The sequence below is a fragment of the Chenggangzhangella methanolivorans genome, from assembly GCF_042648545.1.
Taxonomy (GTDB): Bacteria; Pseudomonadota; Alphaproteobacteria; order Rhizobiales; family Methylopilaceae; genus Methylopila; species Methylopila methanolivorans.
The window spans coordinates 1,178,081-1,201,546 of record NZ_JBHRXS010000006.1 but is presented as its reverse complement, the minus strand read 5'-3'; the positions used below and the strand labels follow the sequence as shown (position 1 = coordinate 1,201,546).

The 23,466-nt window shown below is 70.4% G+C and carries 23 protein-coding genes; 12 read left to right on the top strand and 11 right to left on the bottom strand.

Features of this window, described 5'->3' with window-relative positions:
• The first annotated feature begins 1 nt into the window (after position 1).
• The 4 genes from ACFOWB_RS17210 (at position 2) to ACFOWB_RS17195 (ending at position 4,749) form a co-directional block, all read left to right on the top strand.
• The gene (locus ACFOWB_RS17210) at positions 2–1,090 is read left to right on the top strand and encodes a hypothetical protein (RefSeq protein WP_378148494.1); all 1,089 of its coding nucleotides are present in this window, start codon (positions 2–4) and stop codon (positions 1,088–1,090) included.
• The gene (locus ACFOWB_RS17205; RefSeq protein WP_378148492.1) at positions 1,087–2,403 is read left to right on the top strand and encodes a DUF6716 putative glycosyltransferase; all 1,317 of its coding nucleotides are present in this window, start codon (positions 1,087–1,089) and stop codon (positions 2,401–2,403) included. The genes ACFOWB_RS17210 and ACFOWB_RS17205 overlap by 4 nt, the downstream gene beginning before the upstream one ends.
• 185 nt (positions 2,404–2,588) lie before the next feature.
• Complete coding sequence (locus ACFOWB_RS17200) at positions 2,589–3,464, top strand: N-acetylneuraminate synthase family protein (protein ID WP_261403359.1); 876 nt, start codon at positions 2,589–2,591, stop codon at positions 3,462–3,464.
• Between the two features lie 124 nt (positions 3,465–3,588).
• Positions 3,589–4,749, top strand: a complete 1,161-nt coding sequence (locus ACFOWB_RS17195) for a cytidylyltransferase domain-containing protein (RefSeq protein ID WP_378148489.1) — start codon at positions 3,589–3,591, stop codon at positions 4,747–4,749.
• 21 nt (positions 4,750–4,770) lie between these two features.
• On the opposite strand, the gene ACFOWB_RS17190 is transcribed toward ACFOWB_RS17195, so the two are convergent.
• Entirely contained in the window at positions 4,771–6,528 is a 1,758-nt protein-coding gene (locus tag ACFOWB_RS17190) for a DUF6716 putative glycosyltransferase (protein ID WP_378148487.1), read from the bottom strand.
• A gap of 397 nt (positions 6,529–6,925) precedes the next feature.
• Here ACFOWB_RS17190 and dusA point away from each other — a divergent pair, with 397 nt between their 5' ends.
• Together dusA and ACFOWB_RS17180 are read left to right on the top strand one after the other, a co-directional pair.
• Positions 6,926–7,951, top strand: a complete 1,026-nt coding sequence (gene dusA, locus ACFOWB_RS17185) for a tRNA dihydrouridine(20/20a) synthase DusA (protein WP_378148485.1) — start codon at positions 6,926–6,928, stop codon at positions 7,949–7,951.
• A gap of 217 nt (positions 7,952–8,168) precedes the next feature.
• Positions 8,169–9,008, top strand: a complete 840-nt coding sequence (locus tag ACFOWB_RS17180; protein ID WP_261403355.1) for a sulfite exporter TauE/SafE family protein — start codon at positions 8,169–8,171, stop codon at positions 9,006–9,008.
• 9 nt (positions 9,009–9,017) lie between these two features.
• Here the strand turns inward: ACFOWB_RS17180 and ACFOWB_RS17175 are convergent, their stop codons facing one another.
• From ACFOWB_RS17175 to ACFOWB_RS17165, 3 genes are read right to left on the bottom strand one after another with little or no spacing between them, the layout of a single operon-like run.
• Entirely contained in the window at positions 9,018–9,314 is a 297-nt protein-coding gene (locus ACFOWB_RS17175) for a hypothetical protein (protein ID WP_261403354.1), read from the bottom strand.
• Complete coding sequence (locus tag ACFOWB_RS17170; RefSeq protein WP_261403353.1) at positions 9,311–9,520, bottom strand: DUF1289 domain-containing protein; 210 nt, start codon at positions 9,518–9,520, stop codon at positions 9,311–9,313. Before ACFOWB_RS17170 ends, ACFOWB_RS17175 begins: the two co-directional genes overlap by 4 nt.
• 47 nt (positions 9,521–9,567) lie before the next feature.
• Positions 9,568–10,371: an adenosylcobinamide-GDP ribazoletransferase gene (locus tag ACFOWB_RS17165; protein WP_261403352.1), complete on the bottom strand. Its 804-nt coding sequence runs from the start codon at positions 10,369–10,371 to the stop codon at positions 9,568–9,570.
• Positions 10,372–10,534: 163 nt separating this feature from the next.
• Here ACFOWB_RS17165 and cobT point away from each other — a divergent pair, with 163 nt between their 5' ends.
• Together cobT and ACFOWB_RS17155 are read left to right on the top strand one after the other, a co-directional pair.
• A complete protein-coding gene (gene cobT / locus ACFOWB_RS17160; protein ID WP_378148481.1) occupies positions 10,535–11,587 on the top strand; it encodes a nicotinate-nucleotide--dimethylbenzimidazole phosphoribosyltransferase in 1,053 nt (350 codons plus the stop codon).
• Between the two features lie 92 nt (positions 11,588–11,679).
• A complete protein-coding gene (locus ACFOWB_RS17155; RefSeq protein ID WP_378148479.1) occupies positions 11,680–12,489 on the top strand; it encodes a hypothetical protein in 810 nt (269 codons plus the stop codon).
• Between the two features lie 13 nt (positions 12,490–12,502).
• Here the strand turns inward: ACFOWB_RS17155 and ACFOWB_RS17150 are convergent, their stop codons facing one another.
• Complete coding sequence (locus tag ACFOWB_RS17150; RefSeq protein WP_378148477.1) at positions 12,503–13,249, bottom strand: glycerophosphodiester phosphodiesterase family protein; 747 nt, start codon at positions 13,247–13,249, stop codon at positions 12,503–12,505.
• Between the two features lie 191 nt (positions 13,250–13,440).
• Here ACFOWB_RS17150 and ACFOWB_RS17145 point away from each other — a divergent pair, with 191 nt between their 5' ends.
• On the top strand, positions 13,441–14,286 hold the full coding sequence (locus tag ACFOWB_RS17145; RefSeq protein WP_378148475.1) for a cell envelope integrity EipB family protein: 846 nt from the start codon (positions 13,441–13,443) through the stop codon (positions 14,284–14,286).
• A 729-nt stretch (positions 14,287–15,015) separates the two neighbouring features.
• Here the strand turns inward: ACFOWB_RS17145 and ACFOWB_RS17140 are convergent.
• Both ACFOWB_RS17140 and ACFOWB_RS17135 read right to left on the bottom strand, forming a co-directional pair.
• Positions 15,016–16,302, bottom strand: coding sequence for a DNA polymerase IV (locus ACFOWB_RS17140; RefSeq protein WP_378148473.1), 1,287 nt, complete (start codon positions 16,300–16,302; stop codon positions 15,016–15,018).
• Positions 16,299–16,589, bottom strand: coding sequence for a DUF3572 domain-containing protein (locus ACFOWB_RS17135; RefSeq protein ID WP_261403348.1), 291 nt, complete (start codon positions 16,587–16,589; stop codon positions 16,299–16,301). Before ACFOWB_RS17135 ends, ACFOWB_RS17140 begins: the two co-directional genes overlap by 4 nt.
• Before the next feature lie 149 nt (positions 16,590–16,738).
• On the opposite strand from ACFOWB_RS17135, the gene ACFOWB_RS17130 reads away from it, so the two are divergent.
• From ACFOWB_RS17130 to ACFOWB_RS17120, 3 genes are all read left to right on the top strand, one after another.
• A complete protein-coding gene (locus ACFOWB_RS17130; RefSeq protein WP_261403347.1) occupies positions 16,739–17,110 on the top strand; it encodes a response regulator in 372 nt (123 codons plus the stop codon).
• Between the two features lie 7 nt (positions 17,111–17,117).
• Positions 17,118–18,485, top strand: a complete 1,368-nt coding sequence (locus ACFOWB_RS17125) for a PleD family two-component system response regulator (protein WP_378148471.1) — start codon at positions 17,118–17,120, stop codon at positions 18,483–18,485.
• Between the two features lie 108 nt (positions 18,486–18,593).
• Complete coding sequence (locus ACFOWB_RS17120) at positions 18,594–19,868, top strand: hypothetical protein (protein WP_261403346.1); 1,275 nt, start codon at positions 18,594–18,596, stop codon at positions 19,866–19,868.
• Between the two features lie 32 nt (positions 19,869–19,900).
• Here ACFOWB_RS17120 and ACFOWB_RS17115 read toward each other — a convergent pair whose 3' ends face one another.
• The 4 genes from ACFOWB_RS17115 to ACFOWB_RS17100 form a co-directional block, all read right to left on the bottom strand.
• Entirely contained in the window at positions 19,901–20,599 is a 699-nt protein-coding gene (locus ACFOWB_RS17115) for a (5-formylfuran-3-yl)methyl phosphate synthase (RefSeq protein ID WP_261403345.1), read from the bottom strand.
• Positions 20,596–21,159, bottom strand: a complete 564-nt coding sequence (locus tag ACFOWB_RS17110) for a DUF447 domain-containing protein (RefSeq protein ID WP_261403344.1) — start codon at positions 21,157–21,159, stop codon at positions 20,596–20,598. The genes ACFOWB_RS17115 and ACFOWB_RS17110 overlap by 4 nt, the downstream gene beginning before the upstream one ends.
• A gap of 126 nt (positions 21,160–21,285) precedes the next feature.
• Positions 21,286–22,713 (bottom strand): DUF6513 domain-containing protein, encoded by a 1,428-nt coding sequence (locus tag ACFOWB_RS17105; RefSeq protein ID WP_261403343.1) that lies wholly within the window; start codon positions 22,711–22,713, stop codon positions 21,286–21,288.
• Positions 22,710–23,294, bottom strand: coding sequence for an amino acid kinase family protein (locus tag ACFOWB_RS17100; RefSeq protein WP_261403342.1), 585 nt, complete (start codon positions 23,292–23,294; stop codon positions 22,710–22,712). The genes ACFOWB_RS17105 and ACFOWB_RS17100 overlap by 4 nt, the downstream gene beginning before the upstream one ends.
• Positions 23,295–23,466: the final 172 nt, after the last annotated feature.

Below are 23,466 nucleotides of genomic sequence, written 5' to 3'. Positions count from 1 at the left end.
CATGGCGGCGGATCAGGCGGCGGATCTCGTGGCGGCCTCCTCGCCGCTGCAATACATGAACGCGGTCGAATGGCGTGCGAGTCTAGGCGGCGGCCCCTGCGACCTCGTCCTGATCGGGGACCGGCATGGCGGCTGCGGGAAGATCGACGCGCTGATGCGCCGCCACGCCCCCTGGCGGACCGTCTATCGCCATGGCCGCCGGCCCCGTCCGGCCCGCATCGTCCCGCGCCTCGTCAAGGACCTGCTCGACGCCGGCCATCGCGCCGGGCTCGAACGGCTCGCGGCCCGGCTCGCCGAAACCCGCTACGCCCGGATCGCGATCGGGGACTACCGCAACGTCTCGCAACGCCTTCTGGCCGCCCGGCTTTCCGGGGCGGACCTGACCCTGCTCGACGATGGCTCCGTGACGCCGCAGGCGGCCGCCTTCCGGGCCGATCCGGCCTCGGCGCCCGAGCCCAAGCAGTTCGATCTCGCCTGGTTCCGCACCGGTCTCGCCCGCCGCCTGTTCGGCGACGCCGCGCTGCCGGAGCCCTCCCGGGTCACCTATTTCACCATCTACGAGAGCCTCGTGCGGGCAAGGATGGGGGCGGCGGACGAGGCGGCGGCGAACCGCTACGCCGTCTGGGGTCGAGCCGGCTCCGTTGCGCGGGGGAACGCCGCCTGGCTGATCGGCGCGGACCATGTCGAGGCCGGAATCTGCGCGGCGCAGGATTATCGCAGGCTCGCGCTCGCGGCGGTCGAACGGCTCCGCGCGGAAGGCCGCGATCCGATCGTCTATCGCCGCCATCGCGGCGAAGGCCTCGCCAAGGCCGCCGAGCTCGCCGAAGCCGCGGGCATGGCGCTCGACCCCTCGACGGCGCCGGCCGAGCTCGATTATGTCGAAGCGCTGGAACGGCCCGCGACGGTTCTGGTGTTCGCCTCCTCGGTCGCAGACACGCTCGCGGCGCTCGACCCTTCGCTCGACATCGCCCGGATCGCGCTCCCGCCGGGCTATCTTCGAAAGCGCGCCGACCACATCCGAGCGGTCGTCGCCGCCCACGACGCCTTCAACCCGAGGCTCCGCGTGATCCATCCGGACGCGACCGCATGACCGACGAGACCGGGACCCCCGATCCGGAGGCGAAAAAGCGGTTCGCGGGCAGGCGGGTGCTCGCGCTCGGCACCTTCGACAGCTTCGTCCGGACCGCCGGCGTCATCGCGCGCCTGTTCGAGGCCGAAGGCGCGAGCGTGCGCTTCGCCGCTTTGTCGGCTTCGGAGAAGACCGAGCAGCTTTCCGCCCGCCAGCTCCGCGCCGGCGGGGTGCACGAGACCGTTCCGGTGCTGACCGCCGAAGCCCTCGTCGCCTCGCGGCTGTTTCGAGACGCCCATGTGGTGATCGCGGTCATTGACGGGGGCAGGGCGCGCGAGCTGTTCCTGTCCTGCGCGGCGGCGGACCTGTCGCGCGAGGTCGCTCGGCCGATCGTCGTGGTGGCCTCGCCCGGCGTGGCGCTCACCGAGCTGCTGCAGGGCTTCATGAGTCGCGCGCCCGCGGACGTGCTGTGCTTCAACGCCGAGAACGAGCGCGCCGCCTTCGTCGCGGCGGCCGACGAGATCGGCGTCGATTCCTCGAACGCGATCGTCACGGGCCTGCTCGGGCTCGACCGCCGGCCGCGCCAGCCGAACTCGGACGGGCGCCCCTGCGTCGTCTTTTTCGAGCAGCCGGTCATTCCCGCCCGGCGCATGCAGCGCATGCACCTGCTCGCCGGCATGATCGATCTCGCGCGCCGGTCTCCCGGGACCGACGTGCTGATCAAGCTGCGCCACGCCCGCAACGAGACCGCGCACCACCCGACGCGGTTCCATCTCGACGACTTATCCCGAGAGCTGTTGGCGCGGGGAGGGCGGCCCGAGAACCTCGCCTTCACCCACGAGCCCGCGCCGAAGCTGCTCGACCGGGCGGCGCTCGCCGTCACGGTGTCGTCGACCGTCGCCGTGGAGGCGATGTCGCGCGGAATCCCGACCCGAATCGTTTCGGACTTCGGCGTTTCCGAAGCGCTCGGCACCTCGTATTTCGTGGGCTCGGGCTGCTTCGCGGCGCTCGCCGACCTCTCGCCGGACATGCCCGATTCGGCGCGGCCCGAATGGGTGGAGGGGCGTTCCGGCGCGGCCGCCGACCCTGAACCGCTGCTCGGCCAGTGCGACGTGCTGCTTCGCGCGCAGGACGCGCGCGGCTCGGCGCTTCCCTTGAGGCCGCTTGCGCCCGCCTACGGCTCGGCCGCCTGGCTCGGCTACGCGCTCGGCGTCGGCGGACCCGTGGCGGTCCATGCGCCGCATCTCATGGAGAAGCCGAGGCGGGGGCTCGGCTTCGTGTCGGCCGTCGCCGCGCGGCTCCGCAACGCACGGCGAGGGCCGCCGTCGCGGTGAGCGCGGAACAGCGCGGCGAGATGGTGCATTCCGTCTTGGGATCCTCTAGTTTATCGCGAACATGAACGAGTGGGTTCGGCGTCCGGCCGGGCTTGCTGAGGTCGTGGCGCAAGGCCCCGACCGCCAATCAGCGCAGGCCGCCGAACGCGCGGACCGCTACGACAAGACAGGCTTGGAGACCCCTCATGGTCAAGGTGATCGCGGAGATCGGCTGCAACCACATGGGCAAGATGGACATCGCGAAGGAGCTGATCTCCGTCGCGGCCCATGTCTGCAAGGCGGACTACGCCAAGTTCCAGAAGCGCAACAACAAGGAGCTGCTGCCGGCGGCGCAGTACAACGCCCCGCACCCGGTGCCGGCGAACTCCTACGGCGACACCTACGGCGCCCATCGCGAAGCGCTCGAGTTCACGGTCGACCAGCACGCCGAGCTCAAGGAGTTCTGCGAGGCGCAGGGCATCGGCTACACGACCTCGGTGTGGGACATGACCTCGGCCCGCGAGATCGCCGGGCTCAAGCCCGACAACATCAAGATCCCGTCGGCCACCAACCTCAACTGGGAGCTGCAGGGCTTCCTGGCGGAGAACTATGCGGGCGAGATCCATGTCTCGACCGGCATGACGACCCGCGACGAGATCGACGGCCTGATCAAGTTCTACGAGGAGCGCGGCCGCGCCAAGGATCTCGTGGTCTATTCCTGCACCTCCGGCTATCCGGTCGCCTTCGAGGACCTGTGCCTCAAGGAGATCGAGCGCCTCAAGGGCAAGTACGGCGAGCGCGTGAAGAAGATCGGCTTCTCGGGCCATCATCTCGGGATCGCGGCCGACGTCGCGGCGCTCGCGCTCGGCGCGGAGTGGGTGGAGCGGCACTTCACGCTCGACCGCACCTGGAAGGGCACCGACCACGCCGCCTCGCTCGAGCCGGACGGCATGCGCCGCCTGGTGCGCGACCTCCACAACGTCGAGAAGGCGCTGACCTTCAAGTCCAAGGACGTGCTCGACGTCGAAGAGGTCCAGCGCAAGAAGCTCAAGTGGCAGCCTGAACTTCGCGCCGTCGGCTGATCCGGCTTCTGAAGCCGGGACGTAAAAGCTTCTGAGGGCGGCTTGCCGCCGGGCCCAGCCCGTGCGACAGGCCGCCCTCATTCGTGTCTGTCTGCGGGGATTGAGATCGGTGCGGTGCGTTGCGGTGATTCCGGCCCGGGGCGGCTCCAAGGGCGTGCCCCGCAAGAATGTCCGTCCGCTGGGCGGCGCGCCGCTCATCGCCAGGACCGTCGCGGCGGCCCGCGCCGCGCGCCTTGTCGACGCCGTCTACGTCTCGACCGACGATCCTGAGATCGCGGCCGCCGCGCGCGCCGCTGGCGCGGAGGTCGTCGATCGCCCGGCCGAGATTTCGGGAGACCAGGCCTCGTCCGAAAGCGCGCTGCTCCACGCCCTCGACATGATCGAGGCCGAGGGCGACCCGGTCGACGTGCTCGTCTTCCTGCAATGCACCTCGCCCTTCACCACGGCGGCGGAGATCGACGCCTGCGCCGACGCGATCGGCAAGAACGGCGCGGCCTGCTCGTTTACGGCCTCGCCCAATCACGGCTTCCTGTGGGGCGTCGACGCCGACGGCTTCGCGGCGGGCGTCAACCACGACCACACGAAGCCCCGCAAGCGCCGGCAGGATCTGCCGCCGCAATATCTCGAGACCGGCGCGGTCTACGCGATGAACGCCGTGGCGTTCCGCGCCGCGGGCGTGCGCTTCTGCGGCCCGGCCGCGCTGGTCAGCGTCGACGCGGCCCCGGTCGAGATCGACACAGAGGACGACTTCGCGCTCGCCGAGGCGATGCTCGGCCTTTCCGCGCCGAAGCCCGCCTCCGCCGTGCCGTCGGGCTTCAAGGCGCTGGTGATGGACTTCGACGGCGTCTTCACCGACGACCGCGTGCTTGTGGACCAGGACGGCAAGGAGGCGGTGTTCGCCAGCCGCTCCGACGGCATGGGTCTCGGCCGTTTGCGCAAGTTCACCGAAATCCGGATGCTGATCCTGTCCAAGGAGCCGAATCCGGTCGTCTCCGCGCGCGGCCGCAAGCTCGCGATCGAGGTGCGGCAGGGCATCGACGACAAGCTGCCCGAACTCGACCGTTGGCTCGCCGAGCACGGGATCTCGCGCGCCGAGACCATGTATATGGGCAACGACGTCAACGACCTCGACTGCATGAAGGCTGTGGGCTTCGCGGTGGCGCCCGCCGACGCGCGGCCCGAAGCCAAGGCGGTGGCCCGGCACGTGACGCAGGCCGAGGGCGGCCGCGGCGCCCTGCGCGAGCTTTGCGAGGCGATCATCGAGGCGGAAGCCGCGGCGCGCTGACGGCGCGCCGGGCCGCCGGCTTCAGCGGACCGGGACGCCGAGCTTGGCGCGCACGCGCTTGTAGAACCAGTACATCCCGAGCTTCCGGGAGAACGAGGCGATCGGCCCCTCCTTGACGACGGCCGTGCGCGTGGCGGGACGCGTCTCCGGTGTCTTGCCGTCGCGCGGCGGGGCGGCCTTGGCGCCGCGATCGGGCCCCGCCGAGCCGAGCGCGTCGCTGATGAGCGACGCCAGCCTGAAGAGCGCGGCGCGGCGCTCCACCGCGGCGGTCGTCACGTCCTGAGCCGCCTCGTCCTGGGCCGCCTCATGCTCCTCGGCCGCCGGTTCGGCCTTGTCCTTGGGCAGCAGCGACGTCTCGATCCCGCTCCAGATCTCGCAGATGCGTCCCGCCTGCGCCGCGCTGCCCGACGCGACATGCGTCGCCGACTTGAAGGACACGAAGGCGGCCGGCATCGGCCGGTCCGGATCGAAGGTCTCGAGCCAGTCGATCAGGGCGTCGGGCGAATAGGGCGCGCCATAGCCCATGCGTCGCATCCAGCGTTCGTCGGGCGAGCGGATCGGGGCGTCGTCGAGCGACTTCAGGTCGCCGAGGCGCGCCAGGAGGCCGCTGGCGAAGAACACATGCGCGCCGTCCGCGTTGCGCAGGCCGAAGTCGGTCGCGACCATGCTCGGCACGCCATAGTCGAAGGCGTCGAACAGCGCCGTCGAGGACACCGTCGCGAACAGGTCCGCCCGGTCCAGGAGGTCGTCGAGCGGCTCGTAGGAGACGATGAGGTTGCGCGGCTTCTTGCGGAGCGCCTTGACGAGCTTGGAGATGTGGTTCGGCTGCTGGTGGAAGGTCTGCTCGTCGGGGCGCGTGCGCGCCTTGATGACGACCTGCCAGTCGGGGCTCGCGGAGGCGAGCCGCGCCAGGACCGACACGAGGTTCTGCCGTTCCCGCAGGCTGCGCGGGACGACGACCTGCTCGGCGAACACGAACAGCTTCTTCGGCGCGGCGGTCGGCGTCGAGGCTGCGTCTTCGACGGGAGCCGCGTCGTCGCTCGCCGCCTCTTCGACGGGGTCCTCCGCGACGGCGCCGGCGTCCGTGGGAGCGGCGTCCTCGGCGTCCTCCGGGCGGGGGTCGGCCGCCTCAGCCACGATGGCGGGCTCGTCGGCCTCCGCGGGGGCGGCTTCGGGCGACGGCTGCGCGGTTTCGGCGTCGACCGGCGCGCCGTCGTCCGAAGCCGCCGCGTCCGGCTCCGGCTTGGGCGCGGGGATCTTCAACGGCCGGGGCGGCGTGTCGGTCTTGCGCCGAAGGCCGACGATGACGGAAGGCTGCCGCGAATACTGCGTGGAGTGGAGGAAGTCGACGAAGGCGTCGCGGTCGCGCGGCCCGTTGAGGCCGATCACGTCATAGCCGAGGCGCCAGGCCAGCCCCTCCTCGAACTTCTCGAACACCAGCCCGTTGAAGTTGCAGAACAGCGCCGGCCGCGGCCGCTCCTTCACCCGCGACGACAGCTCGAGCAGGTGGCGGAACATCGCGAGCCGGCTGCCCGTCACGAACACGCCCACCGCGTCCTGGTCGAACACGACGTCCTCGGTCGGAAGCGCGCCGATCGAGCGTTCGATGATGGCGAAGTCGCGCGTCAGGCGCTCGAGCAGCTGCTGCGGGAGGGTGCGCACCGACTCGATCGCGAAGGTCACGCTCCAGCCGCGCGCCGCGAAGGCGAGCGCGAGCGGAAGCGCGCCGAACACCTGGCTGTCGATGTCGCAGGCGAGAAGTACGCGACGCGTGGTCATGCGTAAGCTGCGTCCCTGAAGGTTTTCGACCGAAGATTAAATAACGGAGCGCAGTCGTTCGAAACTTGTCCAAATCCAGATCTTAATTACACAAATTTGGTAGATATACCAAGGGTTGTGGAAATCGATCTGATTTGTCCAATTCGGATCAGAACTGGTGATGCCGGCAGGCGATGCTAGCGAGAAAGCGACGTGCAATTGCTGCTGCAAAAGAACCCGAATGCTTCCATCTTTGCTTGGATGCATCTCGTACCCGGACCTATACATCAGCCCCGATGGGCAGGCTACGGCTTTTCGATGCGGCGTAGGGCAGCCGTTAGCCGAGGTGAAACGGGGGCGGTTTCCGTTTCTCGGCCTCCCGCGTATAACCCGCCTCTTCACGCCGAGGCAGCCTCTCTTGACCAGTTTCGCTCCGCGCCGGTTCTCGGTCGCGCCCATGATGGATTGGACTGACCGGCGGTGCCGCTCCTTCCATCGCGCGTTGACCGCGCGGGCGCTGCTCTACACCGAAATGGTCACGACCGGCGCCGTGCGCTTCGGTCCGCGCGAGCGGCTGATCGGCTTCTCGGCGCATGAGAGCCCCGTGGCGGTCCAGCTCGGCGGCTCGGAGCCCGCGGAGCTCGCCGAGGCCGCCCGCATCTGCGAGGCGCAAGGGTATGACGAGATCAACCTCAATGTCGGCTGTCCGTCAGATCGGGTGCAGGACGGGCGGTTCGGCGCCTGCCTGATGGCCGAGCCCGCGCGCGTCGGCGACTGCGTCGCGGCGATGCGGGCCGCGGTCGCGATCCCGGTGACGGTGAAATGCCGCATCGGCATCGACGAGCAGGATCCGGAGCAGGCGCTCGACGCGCTCGCCGAAGCGGTCGTCGCGGCGGGCTGCGAAGAGCTGATCGTCCACGCCCGCAAGGCGTGGCTGAAGGGCCTGAGCCCCAAGGAGAACCGCGACGTTCCGCCGCTCGATTACGGCCGCGTGTTCCGCCTGAAGGCGCGGCTTCCGCATGTTCATGTCTCGATCAATGGCGGGATCGGCTCGATCGGGGAGGCGCGCGCGCTGCTCGAGCCGCGTGACGGCGTCGCGCTCGACGGGGTCATGCTCGGCCGCGCCGCCTATCAATCGCCGGAGCTGCTGCTCGAGGTGGATCCCCTGTTCTTCGGAGAGCCCGCGCCGCATCCCGACGCACGGTCGGCGGTCGAGAGCCTCTTTCCGGAAATCGAAGCCCATCTCGCCGCGGGCGGCCGGCTCTCGAACTACACGCGCCACATGCTCGGCCTGTTCCAGGGCCGGCCCGGCGCGCGCGCCTACCGGCGTTTCCTCAGCGAGCAGGCGCCGCGCGAGGGCGTGGGGCTCGACGTGCTCCGCCGCGCGCTTGATCTCGTGCGCGATCCGGTCTCTCTGAACCGTCTCGAGGCCCACGCGGCGTGACGCCGCGCTGGGGGCGATGAGTTTGATCCCGCTCGCCGCCGTCATGCCCGGCGAAGCCGGGCGTCCACGACTTTCCAGGCACGTCGAGCGATACGTCGAAGGCGTGGATGCCCGCGCGGAAACGCCGGCATGACGCAGCGGTCAAGCTCGAAGCCACCATGCTTTCGGGCCTCGGTCGCAAGGACAGGCCCCAAAGCTCCTTCGGAGTTCTCCCCACATGGAAGCGTTCGCGTCCCTGCCGGTCGGCGAACTCCTGTCGCTCGCCGCGGGGCTTCTGGCCGCCGGCGTCGTGACGGGCGTTCTGGCGGGCCTCTTCGGCGTCGGCGGCGGGGCGGTGATCGTGCCGGTGCTCGCCGAGCTTTTCGCCCATCTCCACATGGCCAAGGGCCTCGAGATGCAGCTCGCAGTCGGCACCTCGCTCGCCATCATCATTCCGACGTCGCTGCGCTCCTTCCAGGCCCATCGGGCCCGCGGCGCGGTCGACATGAGCGTGCTGAAGGCCTGGGCGCCTGGCGTCGTGCTGGGCTGTGTCGTCGGCGCGGCGGCCGCGTCGCTGTTCAGATCCGAATGGCTGAAGGCGGTGTTCGCGGTGTTCGCGCTGTCGATGTCGGCGCGCCTGATCTTCGCCAAGGCGAGCTGGACCATCGCCGACACCCTTCCGGGCCGGCTCGGCATGGCGGCCTACGGCCTCTTCATCGGCCTCGTCTCGGCGCTGATGGGGATCGGCGGCGGCACCTATGGCAGCCTGATCATGACGCTGCACAACCGCCCCATCCATCAGGCGATCGCGACCTCGGCGGGGCTCGGCGCCATCATCGCCGTGCCCGGGGCGCTCGCCTTCGTGGTCGCGGGCTGGCCCCACATGGCCGAGCTGCCGCCGCTGTCGCTCGGCTTCGTGTCGCTGATCGGCGTCGCGCTGATGGCGCCGGTGTCGACGCTCGTCGCGCCGATCGGCGTGCGGCTCGCCCACGGGCTCACCAAGCGCAAGCTGGAGGTCGGGTTCGGGCTCTTCCTCGCGGCCGTGGCCGCGCATTTCACGCTGTCGCTTTTGCTCTGAGCGCCGATCTCACGGCACGTTGACGCCGATCGAGATCAGGAAATCCTTACCGTAGACGTAGAGCATCGCGACCGCGACGATGATCAGCAGCCAGAGCGCCACCGCCTTCAGCGCCGCGTTGGCGTTGCCGGCGTAGCGGCGCAGCAGCCCGGGGCCGATCCAGACCGCAAGGCACATCATGGCGATGGCCGCGGCCCAGCGCTCGTTCGGGAACGTGCCGAAGCCGCCCGCAAGATCGGCGATGACAAAGGTGACGATCGCGGCGAGCACCACCGCGACGAGCATCTCGGGGATCGATCGGTTCATTCGGGGGCCTCGGCGCGGGACGTCGCGGCGAAGGTCTTTCGCCGGGCGGGAAGCAGTCGAAGCACCTGGTCGCGTTCCGCCGCTGAGTAGCGCATCCAGCTGCCGATCTCCGCCATGGTGCGGAAACAACCCTCGCACCAGCCCGTCGCTGGGTCGACGACGCAGATCTTGACGCAAGGGGATTTGATCGGGGCGGGCTGAGGCATGGCGGATGCTTGGCGGATGCCGCGCGGATGCGCAACCGAACATCGCGTCAGCCGGCGCCTGCGACGATCAGCAATCCGGCCAAGGCCGCGATCTCGCCGAGTTCCGAGCCCGCGCCGCAGACGTCGCCGGTGTAGCCGCCGATCTGCCGGCGGGCGAGGGCGGCAACGCCGGCCGCGGCTCCCAGGCCTAAGACAAGCGCGAGCAGCCCGCCGGCTCCGGCGAGCGCCAGCGCTGCGAGCGCCGCGACGGCAAGCCCGAGCGCGACCGCCCTGACGGAGGGCCGGGCCGCGCGGCCGAGGCCGTCGGCGCGCGCCGGATCGAGCAGCACGGCGGGCAGGAAGGCGAGAGGGCGCGCGATCACGGCCGCGGAGATCACGGCGCCGGCCGCGCCCCAGAGGTCGAGGCGCTCGGCGAGCCCGGCGACGAGCGCGACGCGCGCCATCAGCGCGAGCGCGAGCGCCGCGCCGCCGAAGCTGCCGAGCCGGCTGTCGCGCATGATGTCGAGCTTTCGCTCGCGCGTCGCCCCGCCGCCGAACCCGTCCGCGACATCCGCGAGGCCGTCGAGATGAAGCGCGCCGGAGACCAGCGCCGCGACCGCCGCGGCCGCGACCGCCGCGGGCGTCGCCGGCAGGCCCGCGGAGAGCGCGAGGGCGAGCGCGAGCGCCGAGCCTGCGCCCACGACCGCGCCGGCGAGCGGCGAGGCGGCCGCGATCCCGCCGATCGAGTCGCCGCCCGGAGGCCCGAAGCCGATCGGAACCGGAACGCGGGTGAAGAATCGGACGGCGTCCGCGGCGGCGTCGAGGGCCGCGGCAAGCTTTCCGGCGATGGGCGACGTCGGCTCGTCGGGCATGAAGCGCTCGCGGGTGTCTTGCGGCCGTTGCTAGCGCGGATCCGGGCCGCCGCCCACAGTCTTCGCCATCACGTGAGCGGGCGACGACGTCCCGCGGGCTTGGCCGCCACGAGACATTCGGCTATGCGCTGACGCTTCCGTTTCGAGACATGTCAATCGACGCATGGTTCTGCACAGTGAGCCGCATCCGCGGCGAGAGGCTTCCGGCCTGCCCTTCGACGACATCCGGGCGCTGATGGCGCGCCTGCCGCGCCTCGACGGCGAGGCGGCCGCGCGGGCGAAGGCGCGCGAGGCCGAACTCGTGAAGCCGGCCGGGGCTCTCGGGCGCCTCGAGGACATCGCCGAGTGGCTCTGCGCCTGGCAGGGCAAGACGCCGCCGACCGTCGCGCGGCCGCTGGTGGCGATCTTCGCCGGCGCCCATGGCGTCGCCGAGCGCGGCGTCTCGGCCTATCCGCCGGCCGTGACCCGCCAGATGCTCGACGCCTTCGCGGGCGGCGGCGCGGCCATCAACCAGATCTGCAAGAGCTTCGACATCGGGCTCAAGGTGTTCGATCTCGCGACCGAGCGCCCGACGCCCGACATCTGCGAGCAGCCGGCCATGAGCGAGGCCGAGTGCGCCGGCACGATGGCCTACGGCTTCGAGGCCATCCATGGCGGGATCGACCTTCTGGTCGTCGGCGAGATGGGCATCGGCAACACGACCGTGGCCTCGACGCTCGCCCATGCGCTGTTCGGCGGCAGGCCCGAGGACTGGGTCGGCCGCGGCACCGGCGCCAACGACGTCACGCTCGGGCGCAAGATCGACGCGGTCGCGACCGCGGTCAGGGTCCACGGACCCCATCTCGGCGATCCGCTCGAGGCGCTGCGCCGCGTCGGCGGCCGTGAATTCGCGGCGATCGCGGGCGCGATCCTCGCGGCGCGCATGGAGCGGGTGCCGGTCGTGATCGACGGCTTCGTGGCGACGGCCGCCGCCGCCGTCCTTCACGCGCTCGACGCGAGCGCGCTCGAACACTGCGTCGCCGGCCATCGCTCGGCCGAAGCCGCGCACGGCCGCCTGCTGGAGCGGCTCGAACTGCCGCCGATCCTCGATCTCGGCATGCGGCTCGGCGAAGGCTCGGGCGGGGCGTTGGCGGTCGCCGTCATCAAGGCCGCCTGCGCCTGCCACACCGGAATGGCGACCTTCGCCGAAGCCGCGGTCTCGAACCGCGGCGGCTGACGCGAATCGATCTTCTTGCGCTGCCCGCCTGGATTGCGGCAAGATCGTGGCGTTCCCGGCGCAGTCGCGCCGGCGGCCGTCGGGAGAGAGGCTTGGCGCTCGTCAGAGGCGTCCGCGCGATCGCCGCCGCCGGGCTCCTTTCGGCGCTGACCGCCGGGGAGGCCCGGAGCGGCGCGTTCACGCTCGAGCCCGGCGAAACCAAGCTCTTCGTGCTCGGCCTGCTGTCGGCGGGCGACGAGTATTTCGACCGCAAGGGCAAGCTCCGCGCGCGCGGAGACTACCGCAAATACGACCTCCAGCTGTTCGTCGAGCATGGCGCGCTCGACGGGCTCACCGTGTTCGGCTCGACCGGCCTCCAGAAGATCCGCGCGGAAGACGGCGCGACCTTCGACCGCAAGGGCCTCGGCCGGTCCGAGCTCGGCGCGCGGGCGCGGCTCTGGGCCGACGGACGGTGGATCGTCTCGGCGCAGGGCTCGGTCGTGGTCGCAGGCGCGCGCCGCGGCGACGGCATCGCGGCCATCGGCGAGACCGACGATCAGGCCGACATCCGCGGCCTCGTGGCGCGCAGCTTCGAGGTCTTCGGCAAGCCGGCCTTCGTCGACGTCGCGGCCGGCTACCGCTTCCGGGGCGGCGACCCGGCCGACGAGATCCGCGTCGACGCCAGTTTCGGGATCCGGCCGGGCAAGCGGCTGCTGCTCATCGCGCAGAGCTTCAACCAGATCGGCAATGGGCGATGGAAGGGGCCGTTGCCGCTTAAGCAGCGCATCCACAAGCTCCAGCTCGCGGCGCTGTTCGACCTCACCGAGAGCCTGCAGCTCATCGGCGCGGCGTTCTTCTCGCCGATGGGCCGGGATTCGCTCGACGAGAAGGGCGCCTCGCTCGGGATCGGGCTGAAGTTCTGAAGCGATTGGGCGCTCAGGCGCGGAACCCCTCGAACACGATCTGGTCGGCATGGAGCGCCGCGCGCGCCTGATCCTCGAGCGTTCGCACCGTCCAGGTCATGACGGGGCGCCCGAGCGAGCGCGCGAGCCGCACCGCGGGGCGTTCGAGGTCGGCCACGTTCCAGGACAGGAAGTCCGGCCGGGTCGCCGGCCAGTGCAGCAGGTTGCGGGCCGAAAAGCGCCGGCGCGGCGAGATCGCCGCCCAGTGCGGGTCGCCGTCCGCGAAGGCCTCTCCGATGATCCCGCGGGGCGCGTCCGGCGCGAGCCGCCGCAGCGCCGTCACGACGCGCGGATCGAAGGATTTCGCGGCGACGGGTCCGCCGCGGGCCGCGAGCCGCTCAGCGACCCGCCTCACGAGCCGCTCGTCCCCGCCGAAGGCCGATTTGATCTCGACCACCAGCGCGCCCCGGCCCGCGACGAGGTCGAGGCAGTCGTCGAGCGTGAAGATTCGATCGGCGGTCTCGCGGAACGCCACGCGGCGCAGGTCGGCGAGGGGGAGGGCGGCGACCGGACCGCTCGCCTCGGTCAGGCGGTCGAGCGTCTCGTCATGGAACACGACGGCCTCGCCGTCGGCGGAGAGCTGGACGTCGATCTCGCAGCCGTAGCCCGCCGCAATCGCCTCGCCGACGGCCGTCGGCGTGTTCTCGACGACGCCCGCCGTTCGGTCGTGCAGGCCGCGATGGGCGATCGGCCGCGCCATGAGCCAGTCGAGCCGCGCCATCTCAGCGGTCGACGACGGGCGAGGGCGGCGGGCGTTTCGGCGATGCGGGCATTTTCACCTCCGCGGAGCTTGGCCGCGTCATCCTGTGGCGGGGCGCGCGTCGCCCAGCAAGCGCCCCGAAAGCGACGAGATCATTGCCTTTGGTCGCAGACGGCGCACATTTGTGACGCGACGCAATCGAACGAGGCCTGATGCACGCGATCCTCCTCCGCTCCGCCGCCACCGCCGCGGTCCTGTTCGCCGGCCTCGCGGCGACGACGTCGGCCAGTTTGGCTGACGTCGCGCTGGCGCCGCACCGCGCCGTCTATGAGCTGAAGCTGCAGGAAAAGCGCGGTTCGGCCGGCGTCGACCGGGTGCGCGGGCGCATCGTCTACCAGTTCACCGGCGATTCCTGCGCGGGCTACGCGCTCAATTTCCGTCAGGTCACCGAGATCGGCAACGGCGAGGGCCAGACCAACGTCTCTGACCTGCGCTCCGAGACCTGGGAGGACGGCGCGGCGAAGTCGTTCAAGTTCCAGGCGAAGAATTATCTCAACGACGAACTCGACCGCGACACGGACGGGCGCGCCGACAGGGCGTCGGACGCGGTCAAGGTGCGGGTCTCCAAGCCCACGTCGGTCACGAAGGACTACGACGTCAAGACGCTGTTCCCCACCGAGCATCTTTTGAAGATCCTCGATGCGGCGCGCACCGAGAAGACGCTGCTTGAGGCCGCCGTCTATGACGGCTCGGAAGCGGGCGACAAGATCTACGACACGTTGAGCGTCGTGGGGAAAGCCGAGACCGCGCCGCCGGCCGAGATGGAGGCCGCGGCCAAGCGCCCCGAGCTCGAGAAGCAGCGTTTCTGGCCGGTGTCGATCAGCTATTTCGAGCGCGGCAAGAAGACCGACGGCGAGCAGACTCCGGACTACCAGATGAGCTTCGACCTCTATGAGAACGGGGTCAGCCGCTCGCTGAAGATCGACTATGGCGAGTTCGTCATCTCGGGCGACCTGGTCGAGCTCGACCTGATGACGCCGAGCGCCTGCAAGAAATGACAGGCGCCCGCGCCCGTCATCCCGGCCTTGAGCCGGGATCCAGAACCGCGGGCGTTGCGAGGTTTTCCTGAGAGCGTGGCGTTCCTGGATCCCGGCTCTTCGGCCGGGATGACGGAGGTGGTTCAGGCGCAGTCCCGGGATGACGGCGGCGTCTACTGTGCGGAGCCGGACTGCGTGCTTCGAGACGCCGTCCTGACGGACGGCTCCTCAGCATGAGGACCGTTTGCGCCCCTCAATCTTCGCGTCGTTAGGCTTTGCCCTCCCTCATGCTGAGGAGCCCGCCTCTTCGGCGGGCGTCTCGAAGCACGCAGTTCGCTGCGAAACGCGCTTTGCCGCCCCATACCTGGGCGGGTGATCTCGTCGAGCTCGACGTGATGACGCCGGGCGCCTGCAAGAAGTCACGGGCGCCCGCGCCCGTCATCCCGGCCTTGAGCCGGGATCCAGAACCGTGGGCGGCGCGAGGTTTTTCTGAGAACGTGGCGTTCCTGGATCCCGGCGCTCCGGCCGGGATGACGGTGGTGGTTCTGGCGCAGTCCCGGGATGGACCGGCGGCGTTTACTGTGCGCAGCCGGACTGCGTGCTTCGAGACGCCGTCCTGACGGACGGCTCCTCAGCATGAGGACCTTTTGCGCCCTCAATCTTCTTGTCCTTGGCTCCGCCTTCCTCATGCTGAGGGGCCCGCCCCTTCGGCGGGCGTCTCGAAGCGCGCAGTTCGCTGCGAAACGCGCCCTACCGCCCGTCCCGCGGCGGCCTCCGCGCGAAGGCGCGGTCGACCGAATCCTGGCCGAACTTCGCCCTGAGGCTCGCAACCGCGGTCTCGATCGCGTCGAGGCGGGCGTTGCGGCGCTCGAGGTCCGGCGGGTCGGCCTCAGACCCCGGCCCGAGATCCGACAGCGCGACGCCGATCAGGCGGAAGGCCGAACCGTCGGCTTCCTTCGCGAGCATCCGGCGCGCGGCCTCGAAGATGCGGGCGGCGAGCCGGGTCGGCGTCGAAAGCGCATGGGCGCGGGTCCGCGAGCGGAAATCCGTGGTCTTGAGCTTCAGCGTCACCACCGAGCCGGAGACGTCGCCGGCGCGCATGCGGTCCGCGACCTTCTCGCACAGCCGATAGAGCCGCGCCTCGAGGTCCTCGAGCGTGACGAGATCGACGTCGAAGGTGGTCTCGGCGCCCACGCTCTTGCGGGCGCGGTCGGGCTCCACGCGGCGCGAATCCTGCCCGAAGGCGAGGCGCGAGAGCCGCAGCCCCTGGTCGCCGTAGCGCCGTGCGAGGTCGCGGGGGTCGGCGCGCTGAAGGTCGCCGATCGTCGAGAGGCCGCCGCGGCGCAGCGTCTCGGCGAAGGCCGGCCCGACGCCCCACAGGAAATCGATCGGCTTCGGCGCGAGGAAGCCCGGCGCCTCCTCGACCGACAGCGTCGCGAAGCCGCAGGGCTTGTCGAGCTCGGAGGCGATTTTGGCCAGGAACTTGTTCGACGCCATGCCGACCGACACGGTGATACCGACATCGCGCTCCACCTCCTGGGCGAAGCGGGCGAGCGTCACGGCGGGCGGCGCGCCGTGCAGCTTCTCGGTGCCCGAGAGGTCGAGAAACGCCTCGTCGATCGAGAGCGGCTCCACCAGCGGGGTGAGCGCGAGCATCTTGGCGCGCACCGCCCGGCTCGCCTCGACGTATTTCTCGAAGCGCGGCTTCACCACGACCGCGTCCGGGCAGAGCTTCAGCGCCTTGAACATCGGCATGGCCGAGCGGACGCCGCGGATGCGCGCGACGTAGCAGGCGGTCGACACCACCCCGCGCTTGCCGCCGCCCACGATCACCGGCTTGTCGGCGAGCGAGGGGTCGTCGCGTTTCTCGATGGTGGCGAAGAAGGCGTCGCAGTCGACATGGGCGATGGTCATCGCCCGGAGCTGCGGGTGGCTGGCGATCCGCGGCCCTCCGCAACGCGCGCAGCGCCGCGCGGCGGGCGCGGCTTCGGTCAGGCAGTCCCGGCAGAAGGCGAGCTGGCCGCCCGGCGCGCTCACTCCCGGTCTGATCCGCCGAACGCCGCGCGCGCGCGTCCCACCGCTTCCGGCGGCAGGCCCTCCGCGTCCGCGAAATCCATCAGCAGCCGCTCGTCCGACAGCACGTGGTCGAGGACCGAAGGCAGGAAGCCCGAATCCTGCGCCGCGACGCGGATGGTGGCGGGGTCGAGCCCCGACAGCGCGAGGAACCGTCCGAGCCTTTCGGGGTCGCCGGCGAGATAGGCGAGGGCCCGCGCGGCGATTTCGTCGGCGACCGCAGGACGGTCTCTTTCGGGTCGGATCGGCATGCCCCTTTCTTAACACATCAGCGCTATCCTCTGACATTAAGAAGAGTTCGGCGCGGACGCGCGAAACGTCTATGATTTCGCGAGGAACCGCGCCGCCCGGACGGCGGCGGACCGCGCGTGTCGCCTGCGCGGAGGAGTGTTTGCGCCTGATGCCCAAGACCGTTCTGATCGTCGAGGACAACGAGCTCAACATGAAGCTCTTCCACGACCTGTTGGAAGCGCACGGCTATTCGACGATCGAAACGCGCAACGGCGTCGAGGCGCTCGAGCTCGCGCGCACCCACATGCCCGACCTGATCCTGATGGACATCCAGCTTCCGGAAGTCTCCGGCCTCGACGTCACCAAGTGGATCAAGGAAGACGAGCGCACCCGCGCGATTCCCGTCATCGCCGTCACCGCCTTCGCGATGAAGGGCGACGAGGAGCGCATCCGCCAGGGCGGGTGCGAGGCCTATCTTTCGAAGCCGATTTCGGTCTCGAAGTTCCTCGAGACCGTGCGTCACTATCTCGGCGAGGGGTGACCCGGCCATGACCGCTCGCATCCTCGTCGTCGACGACGTCGCCGCAAACGTGAAGCTGCTCGAGGACCGGCTGACGGCCGAGTATTTCGACGTCATGACCGCGGCCGACGGGCCGACCGCGCTCGAGCTCTGCTCGCGCTCGCAGTGCGACCTCGTGCTGCTCGACGTGATGATGCCGGGCATGGACGGGTTCGAGGTCTGCCGGCGGCTGAAGGCCGATCCGAAGACCCACCACATTCCCGTCGTCATCATCACCGCGCTCGACCACCGTTCCGACCGCATCCGCGGGCTCGAGGCCGGCGCCGACGACTTCCTGACCAAGCCGGTGGCCGACGTCGCGCTGTTCGCGCGCGTGCGGTCGCTCGCGCGGCTCAAGATGCTCGGCGACGAGCTGCGCCTGCGCGCCCAGACGACGCGCGAGATCGGCATGTCGGACGCTTTGCGCGAGGCGGTGTCGGACACCGGCGAGCAGGGCAAGGTGCTGCTCGTCGACGATCGCGAGAGCTCCTCGACGCGGATCTACGACGCGCTGTCGGCGACCCAGGGCGTCGAGATCGAGACCGAGCCCCACGAGGCGCTGTTCCGCGCGGCGGAGGGCGACTACGACGTCGTCGTGGTCAGCCTTTCGCTCGAGAACTTCGACGCGCTGCGGCTCTGCGCGCAGATTCGCTCGCTCGAACGCACCCGCGCGACGCCGGTGGTGCTGGTCGCCGATCCGGACCAGAACGCGCGCGTGCTGCGCGGCCTCGAGGTCGGCGTCAACGACTACCTGATGCGCCCGCTCGAGCCGAACGAACTCGTGGCGCGCATCCGCACCCAGGTCCGCCGCCGCCGCTACACCGAGCGTCTGCGCGCCAATCTCCAGACCTCGATGGCGCTCGCCATCACCGATGGCCTCACGGGCCTGCACAATCGCCGCTACATGGAGATGCATCTCCAGGCGCTGCTCGACCAGGCCGCGAGCCGCGATCGGCCGATCTCGATCCTCGTGGTCGACATCGACCACTTCAAGCAGGTCAACGACCGCCACGGCCACGACGCCGGCGACGACGTGCTGCGCGAGTTCTCCCGCCGCCTGAAGGCGAGCGTGCGCGGCATCGACCTCGCGGTCCGGCTCGGCGGCGAAGAGTTCGTGGTCGTGATGCCGGAGACCGACGCCGCGGTCGCGCGCATCGTCGCCGAGCGCATCCGCACCAAGACCGCGGGCAAGCCGTTCCCGATCCGCTCGGGCGCGCTTGAGATCACGGTCTCGGTCGGCGTCGCGAGCTTCTTCGGGGGCGAGGACGACGCCGCCGCGCTTCTGAAGCGCGCCGACGTCGCGCTCTACAAGGCCAAGACGGACGGCCGGAACCGGGTCGTGGCGGACGCCGCCTAAAGTCGGCTCCCAAGTCGGTGATTCTCCGGATGTCGGAGTCGTGGATCTTCGCCTAGCATCCCGCGAGGGCCCGCACTCGCCGAGGCCCATGCTGGAGCGGGGGCGTCCATGCCGAGCGTTGCGTCGATCCTTTCCGCCGCAGGGCTTGCGGCGGCGATTCTCGCTGTGGGCGCGACCGACGCCTTCGCCGTCAAACGCAAGAACGAGACGGTCGCGGGCCTGAAGGTCGTGACCTTCTCGTGGAACGACTCGGCCGGGCGCAAGCGCAGCGTCTCGCTGAAGCGGGAAGGCGAGGGCAATCCGGGCCATGGCGGCTATGCGGTTCGGATGACGTATCGCTACGACGACGCCGGCAAGCTGAAGACGCTGAAGGCGATCGCTCCGAAGACCCGCGACGGCGGCTTCGGCTATTTCGTCGCCCATGAGCGCTACCGGACCTTCGCCGACGGCGACCAGGCCCCGATCGCCGCCAAGATCTTCGGCGCCGACGATTCGCCGCTCGGACTGGGGTTTCCGGTCAAGCAGAAGACCGTTCTGGACGAGCCCGGCCGCAAGGCGGTCGAGTTCAAGCTCGCCTATCCGAAGTACGGAACCCGCAGTCCCGGCGGCATCGACCAGAACACCGGCGAGGACAAGCCGCGCATCGGCACGGACGCCGGCCTCTTCAAGCGCTACGACCTGCCGGTGACGATTCGCTGGACCTTCGAGGACGGAAAGGACCATCCGCGGATCGCCGTGAAGGTCGACCTCGGCAAGGTTCCGGGGCCGGACCGGCTGAGCTTCGACGTGCGCGGCCCTTACGGAAAACTCGACTTCGACGACGGCGAGGCCGCGATCGCGAAGGTGATGTGGGCCGATCGCTTCGCCTTCGAGACGACCGCCTCGCCGGTGACGCGAAACGCGACATGGACCTGGAACGCCCCGAACGCCGGGGCGCGCTTCACCGCCTTGATCGCCGGGTCGCGCGAAATGGGGATCGTCGAGCCGCGCCCCTTCGCGCAGTCGCTCACAAACGATGGCTATTCGGACGGTCGGGGCAAGACGTCGGCGACCTATTTCGGCGGGAACGGCTGCCCGTTTCAGGACCAGATCATCCCGTGCGACTACGAGTGGCCCTACCAGTCGGCCCAGTACGAGCTTCCTTACGACAATCGGAACGGGGCCACGACGTCGGAGAAGATCGCCTGGGGCTCGACGCCCTATTACGGGATGAGCCTGTCCTCGACCTATGACGGGACGCAATCCGTGGCTTTCGACGGTTTCCCGGCCGACCGCTCGATCGACTACGACGTCTGCGTGGTGCTGGGGCCGACGACCGCCGGCGGCCTCACGCGCGCGGTCGCGGCCGGCGGCGGCGACTATTCCTGCGCGTCGGGAGGCTAGGAGCCTGGGCTCATAATGCAGGCCCCAAACGCTCAGGCGGCCGGGCGGCGCGCGTCGAGCGCGCTGCGGATGCGGGCGACGGCCTGCGGCGACATGCGCCCGGTCCTGACGCCCGAGCACAGGGCGCCGCGGAAGCCGAGATAGTCGGGCCCGAGCGCGGTGAGGGGGCCCACGTCCTCCAGCTTCAGCGAGCCGGCGAGGCCCGTCATGAGGCCGAGCGCGCGGGCGCGGCGGACGAACTCGCCGGCCGCGCCGTCGTCGATTTGCTTGCGCAACCCGCCCGAGGTCTTGTCGGCCGTGTCGATCATCACGCCTGCGAAGCCGCAGCCCGCGAGCTCCGGGAGCAGATCGAAATCCGGCTCGGCGTCGGCGAGGAACACGGCGATCAGGCGCGTGCGTTCCGTGAGCGGCAGAAGCGCCTGAAAGCAGGCGAGGGGATCGCCGCCCGGAAACAGGCCGATCTTGACCATGGGCACGCCCTTCGAGGCGACGCGCTCGACGGCGGCCGCGACGTCCTCTGGGTCCATCGGCCTGTCGCCGATCGTGGCGCTCAGCATGGGCTTGGGCTCGCCCCACGACCACCAGAGCGACACGGCCTCCTGCAGCGCCTTGATCTCCCAGGCGCCGAGCGCGCCGCGCGCGGGATCCTTGAGGTCGACGATGTCGGCCCCGCCGGCGCGCGCGGCCTCCATCTCGTCGAGCGTGGCGACGCTCGCCAGGAAACCGGTCACGACGCCGCCCTCCGGCGATGAGCCTCGACCGCGTCGATGAGCCAGCTCCAGGCCTCGAGCTCGGCCTCGCCCGCGGTCTTGTCGATCGCAATCTGGAGATAGGCGAACTCCTGCTCGATCTTCTCGGCCGACAGCATATGAAGCCGGCTGACCAGCACCGCGCCTTCGAGCACGGCGGCGATGGCGCGGTTGAGCCCGCCGAAGGCGCGATGGTTGGCGCTGTGAACCACCGAGCAGATGAGCTTCGGCCGCTCGCCGTCCTCGACGCGCTCGACCCTGACCTCGTGATGGGAAAGCGCCGCGGCGAGCCGCACGCTGTCGACGGTCTCGGCCCTGACGGTCGGCCACTCGGGGCGGCGCTTGGTCACGCAGCCGGCGAAGATCCTGGCGTCGTCCGTGAAGTTCACGACGCCGCAACGGGTTGTGAGAAAGTTCTCAAGCGTCGTGGAAGGACGGAAGGGCTGCAGCAGCCAGCCGCCCTCGATCGGCGTCGCGCCCATGGGGGCGACGTGGGGGCGGCCGTCCGGCGACGCCGTCGTCACGATGGTCTCGCGGATCACGCCAGTTCGTCCTCATTCGGTCCGTTCAGCGCGGATGACACGGGGCGCGGCCCGCGACCCCGCTCTCGGCGGACGGCGGCGCGCCCGAGTCGCGCCGCGATGGTTAGCGCTTCAATAACGGCGGTCTCAAGCCGCTCCGTCGTCGCCGGCGTCGGCGCTCTTCCTGGCGAGCGTCGACCCGACCTTCTTGAACTCAAGCCGATGGGCCTCCTCCGCGCTCTCCGACGTCTCGCCGGCGACGCCGAAACGCAGGCCCTCGTCCTGCGCGTAGCGCTTGCCGAGCCGGTAGGCGATCTCGGCCCGCGCCGTCTCGACGCCGAGGTAGAAGGCGTGGGCGCCGTCGTCCTCGACATTGAGATGGGGATAGAGCTCGAACGGATCCACCGCCGTGCGGCAGCCGTCGCGATTGAACACGTGGACGCCGGCCTCCGACACCTCGATGCGGAAGTTGCGGTCGCGGATCTCCTTGGCCAGCGCCTCGACGTCGGCGGCCGAGGAGGCGACCGGCCGACGATCGCGCAGCGCCATCAGGCCGCCGCCATAGCCTTTCGGCAGGGCTCCGTCCTCGCGGGCGGCGAAAAACTCCCGCCGCGCCCGGTCGAATTCGCGCACCGCCGTGCGGCAGTGCGGGCTGACCTGGACCGCGAGCACCGCGGTGATGCGGAGCTCCGAGATCATGCCCATCAGGATCGCGTTGATCCCCGTGGTGTCGGCGTCGGTGAGCTCGGTGACGTTGCCGATGCCCATCAGCATCGGGGCGTCGGGCCGCTCGCGGCGAAACTCGGCGTAGCGCACGACCGACTCGGTGAAGCCGAAATGGATCGGGTCGAGAATCGGATCGGCGAAATAGGCCCGGCCGCGGGCCTCGAGCGCGTCCGCCACGCGGTAGAGCGAGGCCATGTCGCCCTGGGTCGCGGGCACGAGAATCGGCGTCGCCTCGCCCTCGTCGGCGATCCAGAGGTTCTTTTCGCTGAGGCTCAGCAGATAGTCGGCGCCCGCCCGGTTGGCGCGGGCGAGCTCGTCGTCGTTCGCCGAGTCGACGCTGACCGCGACGCCGCGCTCCTTCAGGGCGCGGATCGTCTCCTCGAGATGGGGAAACTCGGTGTCGGGCATGCAGCCGAGGTCGATGACGTCGGCGCCGTCCTTCGCCAGGGCCTGCGCCTTGGCCACGATCTCGTCGACCGAGAGCGTGGTGGCGTCGACGATCTCGGCGAAGATCCGGCAGTCATGGCGCGACAGGTCCGGCTCGACGCCGCCCCGGCCGAAGAACTGCGGGAGGTCGGCGAGCTCTTCGGGGCCGCGCTCGAACTTCACGCCGAACCGCTCGGCGAGCCGGGCGAGATCGCCGCGGAACCGCCCCGGCAGGATGGCGCGGCCGACCTCGTCGGGCAGCTTCAGGCGGCGGTCGAGAATGTCGGCCGTCATCAGCGCCGCGACCTTGACCCCGACATTGACGACGACCGGATCGAGAGCGTCGCTCTTCAGCTCCTCGGCCATCTTCTGGAGGCGGGCCTCGGCGAGCGAGCCGGTGATGAGCGCGACCTTCTCGCTCACGCGGCGCGCCGGATAGGGGCCGCGAGCGCGGCCTCGAAGGCGGCCGCGGTCGCCGGGCCGACGAGAGCGATCTCTCCCGAGAACTCCTCGGCGAGCGGCGCGAAGACGGGATCCACCGTCCCGGCCGCGGCCCAGGCCTCCAGTCCGCCCTCGGCTGCGGCCGCGGCCTTCAGCAGGATCAGCCGGTCGGCGCGGAGCTCGATCGCGAGCCAGAGCGCCAGGCTGTCCGACGTCACGTCCCAGGAAGCGGGCAGGGGCGCCTCGATCGCCATCGCGGAGGGCAGCCAGATCGCCGGCCGTCCCGCGGCCCGGGCCGCCGCGAAAGCAGGCTGATCGGAACAGGCGACGAAGTCCGGCCCGAGGTCGTTGAGCGCCCAGGCGGTCTGCTCCATGGCGAGGCACGCCATGGCGTGCGCCGCCCGGTCGCCATAGACGAGCCGCCGCTGCTCCGTCCGCACGCCGTCTGCGAACGGGCCGCCGCCGGGAACGAGCACGACGCCCGCGCGCGCCGCGGCCGACAGGATCCCCTCACGTTCGCGCGAGCCCAGCAGGCTGCCGCCGAACTTCACCACGGTGATCATTGACTGCGCGAGGCTCCCTGGCGCCTCGGGAGAGGCTGCGAAATGAGGCGCGGGACGCTACCAGCCGCAGCCCGGCTTTCCAACACGCCCGACCGCGCCGCATGGCCGCGCGCCGGGCGCCCGCAAGGCCTCGTGCTTTCGGACGGTTGTGGCCCGCTTTGACGTGATTCTA